This window comes from Streptococcus gallinaceus, assembly GCF_024170225.1.
GTDB lineage: Bacteria > Bacillota > Bacilli > Lactobacillales > Streptococcaceae > Streptococcus > Streptococcus gallinaceus.
In genome coordinates this window covers 288,045-302,593 of sequence record NZ_JALJXU010000002.1, presented here as the reverse complement: position 1 = coordinate 302,593, position 14,549 = coordinate 288,045, and the positions used below count along the sequence as shown (strand labels likewise).

General features: G+C 40.4%; 14 protein-coding genes and 1 other annotated feature. Of the genes, 2 read left to right on the top strand and 12 right to left on the bottom strand.

Annotation, left to right across the window (positions count from 1 at the left end; translation table 11 throughout):
* Positions 1-36 precede the first annotated feature (36 nt).
* Positions 37-2,184, top strand: a complete 2,148-nt coding sequence (locus tag J2T50_RS03950) for an LTA synthase family protein (protein WP_253363955.1) — start codon at positions 37-39, stop codon at positions 2,182-2,184.
* Between the two features lie 170 nt (positions 2,185-2,354).
* Here J2T50_RS03950 and rplT read toward each other — a convergent pair whose 3' ends face one another.
* From rplT to J2T50_RS03925, 5 genes are all read right to left on the bottom strand, one after another.
* Entirely contained in the window at positions 2,355-2,714 is a 360-nt protein-coding gene (gene rplT / locus J2T50_RS03945) for a 50S ribosomal protein L20 (RefSeq protein ID WP_253363954.1), read from the bottom strand.
* 41 nt (positions 2,715-2,755) lie between these two features.
* On the bottom strand, positions 2,756-2,956 hold the full coding sequence (gene rpmI / locus J2T50_RS03940) for a 50S ribosomal protein L35 (protein WP_222347870.1): 201 nt from the start codon (positions 2,954-2,956) through the stop codon (positions 2,756-2,758).
* Positions 2,957-2,982: 26 nt separating this feature from the next.
* Positions 2,983-3,513 carry a translation initiation factor IF-3 gene (gene infC / locus J2T50_RS03935; RefSeq protein WP_253363952.1) on the bottom strand — a complete coding sequence of 177 codons (531 nt, stop codon included), beginning with the start codon at positions 3,511-3,513 and terminating at the stop codon, positions 2,983-2,985.
* Between the two features lie 15 nt (positions 3,514-3,528).
* Positions 3,529-3,653 (bottom strand) — a sequence feature (ribosomal protein L20 leader region).
* A gap of 26 nt (positions 3,654-3,679) precedes the next feature.
* Positions 3,680-4,357: a (d)CMP kinase gene (gene cmk / locus J2T50_RS03930; protein WP_253363950.1), complete on the bottom strand. Its 678-nt coding sequence runs from the start codon at positions 4,355-4,357 to the stop codon at positions 3,680-3,682.
* 8 nt (positions 4,358-4,365) lie between these two features.
* The gene (locus tag J2T50_RS03925; RefSeq protein WP_253363949.1) at positions 4,366-4,866 is read right to left on the bottom strand and encodes an SAG1386/EF1546 family surface-associated protein; all 501 of its coding nucleotides are present in this window, start codon (positions 4,864-4,866) and stop codon (positions 4,366-4,368) included.
* Positions 4,867-4,915: 49 nt separating this feature from the next.
* On the opposite strand from J2T50_RS03925, the gene J2T50_RS03920 reads away from it, so the two are divergent.
* A complete protein-coding gene (locus J2T50_RS03920; RefSeq protein ID WP_253363947.1) occupies positions 4,916-5,110 on the top strand; it encodes a ferredoxin in 195 nt (64 codons plus the stop codon).
* Here J2T50_RS03920 and J2T50_RS03915 read toward each other — a convergent pair.
* The 7 genes from J2T50_RS03915 to J2T50_RS03885 all read right to left on the bottom strand — a co-directional run bounded on the left by J2T50_RS03915 (position 5,107) and on the right by J2T50_RS03885 (position 14,521).
* Entirely contained in the window at positions 5,107-5,583 is a 477-nt protein-coding gene (locus J2T50_RS03915; RefSeq protein WP_253363945.1) for an EbsA family protein, read from the bottom strand. The two genes, J2T50_RS03920 and J2T50_RS03915, sit on opposite strands and share 4 nt — an antisense overlap.
* 96 nt (positions 5,584-5,679) lie before the next feature.
* On the bottom strand, positions 5,680-6,852 hold the full coding sequence (locus J2T50_RS03910; RefSeq protein ID WP_253363943.1) for a hypothetical protein: 1,173 nt from the start codon (positions 6,850-6,852) through the stop codon (positions 5,680-5,682).
* Complete coding sequence (locus J2T50_RS03905) at positions 6,849-8,384, bottom strand: glycosyltransferase family protein (protein ID WP_253363940.1); 1,536 nt, start codon at positions 8,382-8,384, stop codon at positions 6,849-6,851. Before J2T50_RS03905 ends, J2T50_RS03910 begins: the two co-directional genes overlap by 4 nt.
* Positions 8,381-9,652, bottom strand: a complete 1,272-nt coding sequence (locus tag J2T50_RS03900; RefSeq protein ID WP_253363938.1) for a hypothetical protein — start codon at positions 9,650-9,652, stop codon at positions 8,381-8,383. Before J2T50_RS03900 ends, J2T50_RS03905 begins: the two co-directional genes overlap by 4 nt.
* Before the next feature lie 80 nt (positions 9,653-9,732).
* Positions 9,733-11,361, bottom strand: coding sequence for an LTA synthase family protein (locus J2T50_RS03895; RefSeq protein ID WP_253363936.1), 1,629 nt, complete (start codon positions 11,359-11,361; stop codon positions 9,733-9,735).
* Positions 11,358-13,103 carry a rhamnan synthesis F family protein gene (locus tag J2T50_RS03890; protein ID WP_253363934.1) on the bottom strand — a complete coding sequence of 582 codons (1,746 nt, stop codon included), beginning with the start codon at positions 13,101-13,103 and terminating at the stop codon, positions 11,358-11,360. Before J2T50_RS03890 ends, J2T50_RS03895 begins: the two co-directional genes overlap by 4 nt.
* A complete protein-coding gene (locus J2T50_RS03885) occupies positions 13,103-14,521 on the bottom strand; it encodes a glycosyltransferase (protein WP_253363932.1) in 1,419 nt (472 codons plus the stop codon). Before J2T50_RS03885 ends, J2T50_RS03890 begins: the two co-directional genes overlap by 1 nt.
* Between the last annotated feature and the right edge of the window lie 28 nt (positions 14,522-14,549).

The window sequence follows — 14,549 nt, the reverse complement described above, 5'->3', positions numbered from 1 at the left end:
TCAGTGATTTTATAGATATTGTATGAGGAAATTTCTGTGAAAAACATAAAAAAGCGATTCAATGAAGTACTGCAAACTCGACTTGGGTTTATCCTAAGTCTGGTTCTTCTATACTGGGTAAAAACCTTGGTTGCCTACGCAACGAATTTTAAACTAGATACAGAAGGATTTTACCAGAACTTCATTGCCTTCATCAATCCTTTGCCGCTGGCGCTCCTGCTCATCGGACTGGCCCTCTATATCAAGAATACAAAGGCTTTCTACCGAGTTTCGAGCACCATCTACTTTTTACTCTTCATTTGGCTATTTTCAAACGCCATCTACTACCGTGAATTTTCGGATTATATTTCAATTTCGACAATTATGGCTAGTAAGAGTGTAGCAGGGGGCTTGGGAGAATCCGCCTTTAAATTGTTCACTCCCTGGGATATTCTTTACTTTAGTGACTTTTTCTACTTCTTCTACCTAAAATTTAAGAAAAAATTTGTCATGGACCAACGTCCCTTCAACAAACGGGCTAGCTTTGCTGTGACAGCTCTGTCTACCATGCTTTTTTCGGCCAATCTATTCTTAGCTGAAATCGACCGACCTGAACTCCTAACCCGTGGTTTCTCTAATACCTACATTGTACGGGGGCTTGGTTTGCCTGCCTTTCTAGCCTACAATGCCAATCAAACCTACAACGCTCACAAGGACCGCTCTGAAGCAACTGCAGATGACTTGGTCAAAGTACAAGAGTATGTCAAAGCCAACTATGCTGCGCCAAATCCAAATCTGTTTGGTATTGCTAAAGGACGCAATGTCATCTATCTGCATTTGGAAAGCTTCCAACAGTTTCTAATTGACTACAAATTAAAAGTCAACAACTCTGAGTACGAGGTAACACCTTTCCTCAACTCTCTCTACCATTCATCTGAAACATTTGCTTTCTCTAACTTCTTCCACCAAGTCAAGGCCGGAAAAACATCTGACGCCGAGACAACCATGGAAAATTCACTTTTCGGTCTTTCCCAAGGTTCCTACATGGTGCAATACGGTGGTAGCAATACTGCCCAAGCTGCACCACACATCCTAAATCAAGAAGGCGGCTATACTTCTGCAGTCTTTCACGGGAACTCTGCAACCTTCTGGAACCGCAATAACACCTACAAACAATGGGGCTACAATTACTTCTTCGATTCGTCCTATTTCCGAAAACAAACCGAAGACAACTCCTTCCAATATGGACTAAACGACAAAAACATGTTTGCTGACTCCATTCAATACTTGGAGCAAATGCAACAACCCTTCTACACCAAATTTATCACGGTGTCCAACCATTATCCCTACATGTCCAACCTCAAAGGTGACGAACTCGGCTTCCCATTTGCAGAGACGCCTGACGAGACTATCAATGGATATTTTGCTACCGCTAACTACCTAGACTCTTCTGTCAAGTCCTTCTTTGACTATCTAAAAGCAGTCGGAATCTACAACAATTCCATCATTGTTCTTTACGGTGACCATTACGGAATCTCTAATTCCCGTAACACCGAACTCGCTCCTCTTCTTGGAAAAGATGCGGAGACTTGGACGGATTATGACAATATGATGCTTCAACGTGTTCCATATATGGTCGTCGTACCAGGTATGAAACAAGGAAAAATCATCGATACCTATGGTGGTGATGTAGACAACCTTCCAACCCTTGAGCACTTACTTGGTATTGATTCAAGTAAATACATCCAAGTTGGACAAGACTTGCTCTCACCACAGCACAAACAAGTCGTTGCAACGCGTACATCTGGTGCTTTTATAACACCGAAGTTCACTAGTACTGGTGGAAAAGTCTACTATACTGAAACAGGTCAAGAAATCACAAATCCAGATGAATCGACCAAAAAAGAAATAGAAGCCTCTAAAGCAGCAGCTGATGCCCAATTGGCCGCAAGCGATGCTGTCCAAACAGGTGACCTACTTCGCTTCTTGAACAACGGCTTACCAACTGTTGATACAAGCACCTTCAGCTACAAAGACTCAATGGATGCCCTAGAAGCTATCCGAGATAAATTAGCTGATAAATCAACTAGCATCTACAGTAAGCATGGTGAAAAAACTACGGCAGAGTTCTACAAATCGCCAAGTTACAAGGATCTTCATCCGGATAGCTCAACGACAAGCAGCTCTTCTACCTCCCAAAAGTAAAGGAATGAAAATATTCAGTCACCCTACGTAAAACTGCTAATTCTAAAAAAAGAATGAACCTGAACCTAGGACTAAGCTCAGGTTCATTCTTTTTTTATCTATTTTAATATGCAAAATATAAAAAGAACCTTGGTCAAGACCTAGGTTCCGTTATTTATTGCTTTATCAGCTTATTTAGCCAAAGCTGCTTTTGCTGCATCAGCAAGTGCTGAGAATGCTGCAGCATCGTTCACAGCCAAGTCAGCAAGCATTTTACGGTTTACATCGATTTCAGCTTTTTTCAAGCCGTTCATCAATTTAGAGTATGACAAACCGTTCATACGAGCAGCCGCGTTGATACGAGTGATCCACAATTTACGGAAATCACGTTTTTTCTGACGACGGTCACGGTATGCATAGTAGTAAGAGTTCATTACTTGTTCTTTCGCAGTGCGGAACAAGAGATGTTTTGAACCGTAGTAACCTTTAGCTAATTTTAAAATACGTTTACGACGTTTGCGTGAAACAACGCCACCTTTAACACGTGCCATTTATTTATCCTCCGAATAATTCTCTAATTTCAAGTCTTGTCTTATTTAAGACGAGTAAGCATAGCTTTGATACGTTTGAAGTCACCAGCATGTACCATACCTGCTTTACGAAGGTGACGACGTTGTTTTTTAGTCTTACCGTGGAAACGGTGTGATGTGAAGGCGCGGAAGCGTTTCAAGCCACCAGAACCTGTACGTTTGAAACGTTTAGCTGATGCGCGGTGAGTTTTTTGTTTTGGCATGATTTTTCTCCTTTAGCTTTCTAAGCTTATTTTTTTTCTGAAATTGGGGCAAGTTGCATGAACATTTGACGTCCATCCATCTTAGCACGTTGCTCGATAATAGCAACATCTTGTGTTGCTTCAGCAAACTCAGCCAAGACTTTCGCTCCAACTTCTTTGTGCGTAATCATCCGACCTTTAAATCGAATAGATACTTTTACCTTGTTTCCTTTTTCAAGGAACTTACGGGCATTGCGAAGTTTCGTATCAAAGTCGCCTTTATCAATCGTTGGACTCAAGCGAACTTCTTTCACAGTAACAACAGTTTGTTTTTTCCGTTGTTCTTTCTGTTTCTTCTGATACTCAAATTTGAACTTCCCATAGTCCATAATCTTCGCAACAGGTGGTTTAGCTTGCGGTTGGATCAGAACCAAGTCAACGTTAGCAGCGTCGGCCAATGCTTGTGCTTCATTGAGCGGTTCGATGCCTAACTGTTCACCCTCGATACCGATAAGACGAACTTCACGCACACGAATTTCATCATTGATGAACAAATCTTGCTTTGCTATGGTATTCACCTCTTTATATTTTTTTCGAGAAAAACGAAACGGACTTGCTCACAAGTCCGTCCCTACATTATCATTTCAAAAGAAATTGTAACCGTAGAGCCAGACAACGTTAGTCGCAAGGCGAGAAGCTCTCACTTCTGCTTTTCTCATTGTTACTAGTATACCAGTAGATACACTACTTGTCAAGAATTTCTTTTGCTTTTTCTGAAATAAATTGAACAACACCGTCGATAGAAACACCTGTCGTGTCAAATGTAATAGAATCCTCGGCAGGTTTCAATGGTGAAGCTTCGCGGTGGCTATCTTTAAAGTCACGCGCCGCGATTTCTTCTTTCAATGTTTCCAAGTCAGTCGGGATTCCCTTTTCTTGATTTTCCTTAAAGCGGCGTAGCGCACGCTCCTCCACAGAAGCAACCAAGAAAATCTTCAACTCTGCATCCGGCAAAACAACTGTTCCAATATCACGACCATCCATGACAATGCCACCCTCAGCAGCAATCCGACGTTGTTGTGCCACCAATTCTTCACGAATTTCTGGGATCGCCGATACCCACGAAACGTTATTGGTCACATCATTTTGTCGAATGGCCAAGCTGACATCGCAATCCCCTAGAAAGACAAGGGCAGTGCCATCAGCTGCTTTTCCAAAACTGATTGGATGATTGGCTAATTCAGCTAATATTTTCGGTACGTCTTGATTGGTCAGTCCATTTTTCAGAGCCAAATAAGTCGCACAACGGTACATCGCACCTGTATCAAGATAGGTATATCCAAAATCTTTCGCAATGATTTTAGCAACCGTACTTTTCCCACTTGATGCTGGGCCGTCAATCGCAATTTGAATAGATTTCATGATTCTCCTTACTTGATACGAACGATATCACCTGGGTTGGCAAACCATGAACCCGTTGACATTTTGTCTGGATTGAGACTCTCTAATTGAGCCATGGAAATACCTGCACGGGCTGCGATAGAAGCTTCCCCTTCACCAGCATTAACCGTCAAAGTTGAACCATCGGTAGCGGCAACTGTTGTAGAGCTTGTGCTTGTTTGTTCGTTAGAGGCTTCTGTACTACTTTCTTCAGTTGTTGTCGAAGTAGATGATGAACTGCTACTACTTGATGAGCTCGCACTCGCGGACTTACTTGTATTGTAAAATTCTTGGCTCGAATTTGTCTTGCTACCTCCGCTCGAAAGGTAGACAGATAGGGCAATAATCGCCACAACGAGAACAATAAAGATACTCATTAAAATGGTAAAAATGGTTGTGCTCGCTTTTTTACGGCCACTACGGCTGCGACGTGATGATTCGCTACTATCAGCAGTTTCGTAAATTTCTTCGTTCCATGGTTCTTGTGACATTTGACTGTTTCTCCTTGTGTTTTCTATAAATCTTGATTACAATAGCAGTATGAAAGTTAAATTATTACCTGAAAAATGTATCGCTTGCGGACTCTGCCAAACCTATTCACCAGTATTTGATTACGATGATGATGGAATCGTCCTGTTTTCCGACAGTTCTGAACTTGAAAAAACATTTCCAGACGATACCGATATTTTATTAGCTAGCAAATCCTGCCCGACAAAGGCTATTATTGCAGACTAGTCTTTTTGAGCGTAATATTCTTCAAAATAATCTTGCTTGATGAGATGGTCTGATAACTCTACCTCTCCACCAAAATGTGGATTTAAAGCCAAGGCATTGACAAAGTATTTTTTAGGCCATTTTCTCATGTAGAAAATTTTTCCATTCGGATATTGACGACAAAACAATTCAATCGACAAATAAGTCACCGACACCTTTTCAATCTCTTTAATAGGGATTTTTTTTATGGCAAAAAGGTTGACCGAAGCAATTTCCAAATTCTCATCTTCAATAACAAAATAGCGATGAAGACCAACTAAAGCCAGTAGGACAAAGATGCCAAACAGACCTAATATCGAGCGCGATAACTGTAACTTTTCAAAAAGCATAGAAAGCCCAATAAAAAAAAGTGACAGCGCTGCTGACCAGTAAATAATGGACCAGGACAACTCCGGTTGCCAATGATAGCGTACTTTACCAAATATTTTTATCATGGTCTTCCTCCTCCTTATTATTTTAGCATAAAGAGGGGGATTTTTCCATGTAATTTTTTTAAAACGGGAAAAAGAAAAAGCTAGATAAACTAGCTTTTATCCTACAAACTGGATAATACTTGATACAATTCCATAAGCATTGTCCCAATCCTGAAGTGGCGTTAGACCAGTTACCGTTCCATCAATGGTAATCCGACCTGTGTTGCCTTGGGCAACGATGCCTGGATTTGTACGAAATTCATGAGTTCCCCAGCCTTTATTTGCTTGATAGACTCCATTTGTTTTAAGTTTGATATTTGAGAAGACGGCATTGATACTATCACCGTTCTTACGTCCAGAACCTTCTACTCGTAAAGCAATATCTGTACGGTTAGCCATCGCCGCATTTCTACCTTGAGCGACTACTGCTCCATTGATATAAGCTGCATAGCTACCATCGCGTTGAACAGCTAGCATCAAGTGGTAGGTTGTTCCCTTGTTTTGAGCATAAAGTCCAGTCCATTGGTAAGCTTGTCCACCTGCGGTATTGTTGCCAATATTTTCCACCATAAACGATGTTTTCCCTGTATGAGGTGCACGCGCTGCTACATCATATTGCAAACCGAAACTAATGCCTGAAACTGGGCTAACTGCTAAGATTTTTGCATGGTAGCCGGTACCGCTTCCCGATACAGAAACATCTGCTTCTAGCGTATACTGTGAACCTGTGTTTTCGATGTTACTTGCACCAGATGGAAGTGCTTCATAATATTGAGTACGAATTGGCACACCTACTCGTATCGCATTTAATTTAATACCTTCTTGTCTCCAACCATGACTTGGTAATACATTGTATTCATTGGTGTCCGTTGTCAAATGGTGTAGCCCACGAAGTGCTTTATTGTAAACACGATAGATCGCCACATTCCCACCTGAGTAGAATACCGGACGACCTCCATTATCTGTTTTCCAGCCATGCTTACTCGTCAAAACAGCAACTTCATTGGTATCGATTGTATAGAGGTGATTTTGCAATCTTGGATTATAGAGACGATAGACAGGTGCTCCTTGACCTGCATCTGGTGCATGCCATGATTCGCCTTCATAGCCCCATCCGTGTTGTCGGAAAAGAACTTCTTTTTCATTGGCATCAGCTGTATAGAGGTGCTCACCATTTATGCGATTGTACAAACGATAAATCGTGGTATCTGCATGCACACCTACTGAAACTAGTGTGGAAAGACCTACTAGAATACCGATCAGTAATTTTTTGAATGAATCCTTTTTCATATTTTCTCCTCAGAACTGTCCCCCTTTGTTCTTCTATAGAGCCGATCTACTCCCAATGCCGCTAGTGGTAACAACATATAAATATAGGGGTAAACATACTGACTTTTCGTCTCCCATATCAGATGGAAAAGAAAACCTGCTGAAAGGTAGGTTAGAATAACAAGTACGATTGTTACTCCCTGTCGCTGACGCATTACCTCTCCAACCCCTACTATACTACATATGTAAATTACAGTCAATAGCCCAGCCGAATAAAGATAGATATTTTTCCAGATAGCTCCACCTTTATAAAGAGAGGCCATCGTCTCGCCCTCTACCTTTTGCCCTTCTACTTTCGAGCGAGGTAATGGACCAGACCAGACTGACTGGAATAAACTATCCGTCCATGTCGATAAAAATTTATTTTTAAAAAATTGTATTGTATATAGCGGATTTTGTCTCATATATTGGATCCGCTCTTTTATTTTTTGCTGACTAGCTCGCTTGATAGCCTTCGCATTCCCTTGATGTTCAGTGTAAACTGTTTCTAGGTAAGCGTCATACCAGCCAGGAATACGATTGTAGATAGGATTATCATCCAGTCCCATCGCAACCCAAGCAATCTTAGGCTCTCCCTCCAAAGTTACGCCAGTCTGAGCTTGGTAAGAATACGTTACTAATTTACTTGCTCCCATTGGTACTATTAACACTGTCGCTGCCACAATCAGACTTTTTGCATAGTGATTTTGAAGATAATCTAAAAAAAGAACAACAACAATTGACAGCAATAACAACAAATTATTGCTGCGGAGAAGATAAGCTACTGTAACACTGATAAGCGCTAAGCCGACCGATACAAGGCGACGATGCTGAAAATAGGATTGTAAAAATAGAAGACCAAGTAAAGCAAAGAGTATGCTATAGGTCAATCCATAGACAAATAAAATATAAAAAATCTGTGGTAAAAATAAGAATGAAAGAATCACTGTTATCTTGCCAACTCTTGTCTTTGGAAATTGTCGTTTTGCCAATAGATAAAGCAAATAATTATCTGCTAATGCAAACAGTAAATTGATATAGAAGAAGACTTGAGTATTGGCTTGACCAAATACCGCTAGTACTCCGCGCTCAAATGTTACTAAGCCCAATTGATGAGGATATTTGAAAATATAGCCATTCAATGATGTTAAAGGAGAAAATTCATTTCGATTAACTGCTCTTGCTACTTCTAGAACTGCAAGTGCATCATGCCGCGGAAGGTTATTTTGATGAAAAATCAAAAAGAGCCCAACTACAGCGTAAAAAATGAAGCCTCCAATAAGTAGATGGGACGCATCTAATTCCAATAAAAAATGAATTAGAACCCAAAGTAAGAGAGCAAAAACTACAAGACCCGCCCAAAAAATCAAGCCATTTTTCTGGATAACGGCCAATTCAGAACCATCCATTGGCAACTGAGTACGGTAAAAGATAGATGCTAGGGACAAGAGCGATAACAGACACAAAGACCAAATCAGTAGGCTATTACCTAAAAATTTACCTAGGTGTTTCATACGATATTTTCCCCCAGACTAGATTGAGGACGTCTATATTTTTCCTGAAATACAAAAATAAATAGGATGACAAACAGAAAACTCATATACATTAAGAAATAGGTACGCTTCCCAGATGCAAATATCGTTGGAGAAAAACCAATCATCAAACGCGTGCACACACCGATGCCCATTAACAAAATAGCGAATAGTGACTTCATCTTATCGGTGAACAAGAAATATAAAATTCCGATCATGCAGAGGGAGCCAATAGCAAAGACAAATATGGTTGCAGGGAGGAAAACTCCTTTTGACGCAGCTACGTCTGCCTGATGACGGAAAATCAGTACTTCTCGACTTGGATTCCAGTTCTTTAAGACAATAAAGAGAGGGAAAATGGTAAAGAAAGCAGCAAGTTTCTTTCTAAGTAGAAGGCAGATGATAAGTAAACATACCAACAAAACTAGAAAAGGAAGATTGGCTTCAAAGAACAAGGTATTCATCGTGTCGCTGATTCCTAGTTTCAATTTTGTAAGAAGTGACATCTGACTAAAATTTGGGAAAAATCGCTTAATTTCTGCAGCTGTTCGAACTTTGTTCCCGGGTGATACCAAGATATTGACAAAACTAAGAACAGATAAGACTAACGGAATCAATGCGAAGCGAACTTTAGAAGTGTTCTTCTCGTAAAACATGAAATACAGGCTCCACAGAACTAAACTCCCTAGGATGACACAGGCTAATTGTTCTTGGTTTGCCGCGTAGAGCAAACAAATCAAGCTGAAAACATAGAGATTCCGACTTAACTTCTCCCCTCGAAAACGTTTTGCAAATGTATAGGCAAGAAGCAAGAAAGCGGAATAAGGGATGATGTAGTTGGTCGTGGTCGCAATCCAGCCAGCGTCTTTATAGACTTCCATTGGAATGACCCACATGAAGGCATAGGACAAGAGTAATGTCCGATAATCCACTTTATGAAGTGGTTGAAAAATCAGACTCGGTACGATGCTCGCTATACTGAAGGCAAAGGCTGTCACACATTTCCATAAAAAAGGAAACTGAACAAGGAATACCAAGACCGCCTCAATTAAGGTCCGCGAAGTCCATAATTCATACCGTTTTACTGAAAAATTGATGACATCATAATGGTACAATTTCTGTATGCGATGCAAAAACCAGGCGTCATCATTCTTATACTCAAATTTCATCATAAAAAAATAGAACAGCCAGGAAAACAAGATTAGCCCCATTGTCACCAAAGCTTTTTTATTTAGTTTTTCTATTCTCATGTATTCTCCAATATTATTCATTATACTTTCTTAAAGTTTATTAAAAAAGAGGAGGCTTGTCAACGCCTCCTCGCTCTATTCTAGGGTTTTTGAGGTAGCTGAGTTTTTGCTGCAAAATACTGGTCCAACAATGTTCGAACCGTTTGCTCATTCGTTTCAGATAAACTGCTAATTGCTGCATGGTCTGTACTCAACAGATAGGCATTGTCATAAAATACCGTATCAAATGAGTTATTGTTTTCCTTATAGAAGAACAATGATTGACCCAAGAAGTAGTTTGGTGCGCTAATATCTAAATAATCCAGAACAGTTGGTGCCATGCTGAGAGAGTTGCGTCCCTCAACATCTCGATCATAGTCCAACACTCCCTTATGGTAGATAAAGAGTGGCATACGGTCAACATCCGAGTTAACACGAGGATAATCTGGGTAAGCCTGAGTAAAGTCTTTATCTTGGAAAGTTGAATGATCAGCTGTAAAGACCAAAATCGTATTTTCAGACAACCCGCTTTCGTCAAATTTCTTCAAGAAATTATTGAAATGGTAGTCAAAATTGTAAAATCGATCTAATAAATCCAGACTGCCATCTCCAAAACTCTTGTCCGCTGTATCAAAGCTCATGTGTGTTCCGTAGGTATACATGGCTGTAAAGAACGGTTGTTCTGATTTGCTTTTCTGCGAAATGGTCTTATAAAGGACATCAAAAGCTGTCTTATCTGTCAAGCTACCATTCACACCATCAGCCTTAGAAGCATCATTGATCAGCTCTTGGAAATTCAAGCTCTCTAAGTAAGTTGTAAATTGTGTGTTTGCAGGCTCAGTATTGATAAAGGTCGTTTGGTAACCTTGATCTGCCAAAATATCTTGCATGGAAATAAGACTATTTGAATCATAGTTATTTAACTGATATCCTGAATACAATTGCCCAATCAATCCACGATAAGTCGCAAAAGTGTGATTGTAATAATTTGTGAAATTCAATGATTTGGCTTGTAATTCCTTCAAATGCGGCATCACATTACGCTCATCATCAATGATATTCTGAGACAGCCCTTCTGCAAAAATCAAGACGACATTTGGTTGGTCAGGCAAGCTATCAGGTTTTTCGATGGAAGACTTGATTTCTGGTTTATAGAATTTCTTCGTCTGGTCTGGTTGATCCGCTATCGCAGCCATTTGTTGCTGGTACACGCGGGCATCTAATCCTAAACGATAAACCGCAAAAATAGGCGAATAACTATTGCCGTATAAAGCTGTCATTGCCAACTCCAACAATAATACCGTTGACAAAATCCAACTTGTCCGTACAAGCTTAAATTCCAATCGTGAAACTGGCAAGAAGGTGAAGACGAGCAAGGCTAGAACTCCAACTCCAATAGCCAGGGCATTTCCTTTGAGTGATTCTAAGGATTCCAAATTTGTAAGCATGACCAAGGTCGTAAAGGAACGACCAAAGAACATGACTAAATTTTGGGCATTGTATAAAAACAGCAAGACAATATTGAATAAATAAGCTGCAATATTAGTCCATTTCTTATCTACTTTTAGTAGCGCATTTGTCATCATAGCAATGATAACAAGCTCTAGCAAGCCTACAATTAAAAATCGTTTTCCTCCATTTGACGTGTAGGCTAGACATAGGAGGATAGATGAAAAGATATACTTACTGATGGTCAGTAGAAATCCTTTTCTATTTTCAAAAAATTTCAATTCATTTTGCTCCTTAATCGTTTTAAAATATATTTTATCGCACGCGCTGGTCCGATGAAAATATATTTAGCTGCGCCTTTGATACCTCCTAAGTGGTCAAAGTTGACATAGGTATGAGGAAGCGCATCTCCTCTTTCATTGAGCAATTTGTTGTCAATGAAGGCTGTTAATGGGACTGGGTTTGGAGCAATGCGGAAGTCGTACTGCTTAACCCATCCAATATAAATCAAAAGACGTTCGATAGCATGAAGAATGGAATTTTGTGGCAGAGGTTCTGCTGGCACATCCTCATCCGTCAAGTTCAGATCAAAAAGAGGCTTGAGGGCGTCATACTTGAACCAAACATAGGTTCCGTAGGACATGACAAAGGTGTGCAAGGCATTAAAATCGATAGCTTTCTGCAAGCCCATCTGCTCCCACAAGTCATTCATAGCTGGAGCGATTTGATTTTCATTGTAGGCATCCACAATTTTATTGTAGCGGAAGAAGGTCGGAATATCGGCAATCACCATTCCCAAACTATCTTCTTGGATAAGGTTTGCCAAAATATTATCTGCTGGTACAATCAACATCTCAATCAATTCTTTCCGCCAAGACTCGCCGGCCCAAAAATCTGCTTCCTTAGACTTCTTGGTATGGAAATGACCAACGAAATCATAGTCCTGCAACTGCTCTTTCAATTTCAGCATGGGCAAGACATCCCGACCGATATTTCCTGTGACAAAAATCTGGGCCGGACGATTGTTTTCGTCCAAAATTGCTTGAATAGCCTCTTCTTTTTGAGCCACATCTGTCGTGATAAATAAATCATAGTCAAAATGAAAATGACCAAAAGCATCTAAAAACTCCTGCAACAGATCCACATAGAAAACATGTAGATGAACAGCAACCTTTTGACCTGAAAAATCTGCTTGAGCTGGTTTTAAGTACTTGCGCCCCAAGAGATATTTGAAGTCTGGATAATTGATATTGGACATGTGTGTCACAATCAAATCAACTGGGTAATCTGAACAACGGTCAATTTCATCCAAAATATATGGCGTGATATGCTGATTGGCATCAATTGTCTTGACCTTGATAAACGGAACTTTGTGCTTCAAAATCGCCGTTGGATTGTAGTAAGAGAAGTCTGGATGCAACATCCCCGTTGTATCCAAATCAACTGTATCCAATACCGTCTTGTACTTGAATCCAGCATCTGTCAAAACTGTTGTCACACGTGTTTCATAGTTGTCGATAACATCTTGTACATTTGTAAAGTTTTGGAGATTCATCCAAAAATCCTGGAAGACTTGAGACCGAATAACGGAATTTGAAAAAGAAAGATAGTAACTTTGGATGTGCTCACGAAATTGTGAATTGGCTCTGAAATTGGTCATTCCCCAGAAATCCACTTCAGGGTCATTTTCAAAACGTTGGTAAACCTCATTCATATCCCACAAGGGGCCAAAACAGGTATCGTTCATGAGCGTTACGGAATCATATTCTTTGAGAGTATCAAAACCAATGACATTCATCCCATCTCGCCATGCCGCAAAGTCAAATCCAACATTTTCACGGCGGACGCAGTCATCAATCAATTGACGCTCCCGCAATCCCGACTCCACATCTGCAGCCAGCTCACTATTTGAGATAAAAATAACCTTTGAAAATAGTGGTCGCATTTGTTCCAGTTGGTAGGTGACATGCGCACTAAGTGAATTGAATTTATTGAAATGCACATATAAGAGTAGGCGCTTCATTACTTTCTCCTAAAGAAATTGATTATTTTTGTTGGAATGGTCCAACGACGGGAATGAGTGACGGCATTATAGAGAAGGGTCACTTCTTCTAAGTCTACTTGTTGCTTCTCTACCAATGATCGAAGTTGTGACAATTCTTGGATGGTCGCAACTTTTTCGTGTGTCAAATCATGAACCAAGAGTTTTTCATTGGCCCAACCTTGTGCCAATACTTTAGCAAGATAATCGTCCGAGTAGAGATTATTGAGTTCAGCCACTTCATACGACAAGGTGAAATCACGGCCATACATCTCCGTATCGATTTCATAAATCATCTGTGGGTCTGGGCTTGGGAAAATGACATTCCCACTCAAGACACTTCCATTCATGTACTGAGGAAGCAAACGCGTTTGAGTAGAGTCAGCTTGCAATTTTACGAATGAATAAAAACTAGGGCGTTCAGACAAGTCAATCCGAATACGATGGCAATTGTCTGGCAAGTGGATAGCTACTTTCCCATTTTTCTCTAATGGTACTTGTAAAATCTCCTCTTGATTAAAGCCTTTGTCATCACAATCAAAATAAATAGTCACCCGCTCAAAACCAAGTTGTTCCAAACCAGCCGCTTGCTGTGTCAGAGTCAATTCATAGTTGTTGTTGCGCTCCAATAAAATCCGTAACATCTCACGGTAATCACTGGTCGGATACTTGTCGAGATAATCATTTTGCGTTTCCAAGAGCTTGTTAAAGCGATGTTCTAACTTTTGAAAATCTTTGGGGCGCGAGTCAGAGCCTTGGTTGATCCGATAAGCCACTGTTGCTTCTGGAAGATAGGCCAATGTCGTTCGTTGGAACAGGTCCATCTGCAGATTAAAAGTGTCGTCAGACGTTGTCAGATCTAGTTGACTATTGACTTCCAGCATCAATTGACGCTCGACAAGCCAAGTGGAAGCCATAGTAAAACCACGAGTTGCTAACATCTTCTCAAAGGTATCTGCTAATGGAATCGTCCCATTTTGGAAACCAGCAGCTGAAACAAAGTTGCCATTTTCATCATAGATATCAAAATCTGTATTGGACCACTTAGCACCCGTTTCCTGCAACAAAGTCAATTGTTTCTGTAATTTGTGAGGGTCCAACCAGAAGTCATCCCCATCACAGCGCGCAATGTAATGGCCTCTTGCTTCCTGACAAATCGCAACCCAAGTCTTGGAAATTCCTTGATTTTCCTCATTTAGAAATACACGAACTTGCTCAGGATGAGACTGCGCAACCTCTTGAATAATCTGTACCGAATGATCCGTTGAGGCATCGTCCACAATCAGCACTTCAAATAGAAAATCCGTTTCTTGTGCAAGAAGACTCCCTAGAGTCTGCTGCAACCACGGCGCCTTATTGTAGACTGTACAAATAATAGAAACAAGTGGAGTTTCTGTCATAAAAACCTCTTCCATTCAAACGAGTTCC

Coding starts and splice junctions, on each gene's coding strand:
- rplT (WP_253363954.1), bottom strand. CDS start 2,714: ATGGCACGTGTTAAAGGTGGCGTTGTTTCACGCAAACGTCGTAAACGT.
- rpmI (WP_222347870.1), bottom strand. CDS start 2,956: ATGCCAAAACAAAAAACTCACCGCGCATCAGCTAAACGTTTCAAACGT.
- cmk (WP_253363950.1), bottom strand. CDS start 4,357: ATGAAATCTATTCAAATTGCGATTGACGGCCCAGCATCAAGTGGGAAA.
- J2T50_RS03925 (WP_253363949.1), bottom strand. CDS start 4,866: ATGTCACAAGAACCATGGAACGAAGAAATTTACGAAACTGCTGATAGT.
- J2T50_RS03920 (WP_253363947.1), top strand. CDS start 4,916: ATGAAAGTTAAATTATTACCTGAAAAATGTATCGCTTGCGGACTCTGC.
- J2T50_RS03915 (WP_253363945.1), bottom strand. CDS start 5,583: ATGATAAAAATATTTGGTAAAGTACGCTATCATTGGCAACCGGAGTTG.
- J2T50_RS03910 (WP_253363943.1), bottom strand. CDS start 6,852: ATGAAAAAGGATTCATTCAAAAAATTACTGATCGGTATTCTAGTAGGT.
- J2T50_RS03905 (WP_253363940.1), bottom strand. CDS start 8,384: ATGAAACACCTAGGTAAATTTTTAGGTAATAGCCTACTGATTTGGTCT.
- J2T50_RS03900 (WP_253363938.1), bottom strand. CDS start 9,652: ATGAGAATAGAAAAACTAAATAAAAAAGCTTTGGTGACAATGGGGCTA.
- J2T50_RS03890 (WP_253363934.1), bottom strand. CDS start 13,103: ATGAAGCGCCTACTCTTATATGTGCATTTCAATAAATTCAATTCACTT.
- J2T50_RS03885 (WP_253363932.1), bottom strand. CDS start 14,521: ATGACAGAAACTCCACTTGTTTCTATTATTTGTACAGTCTACAATAAG.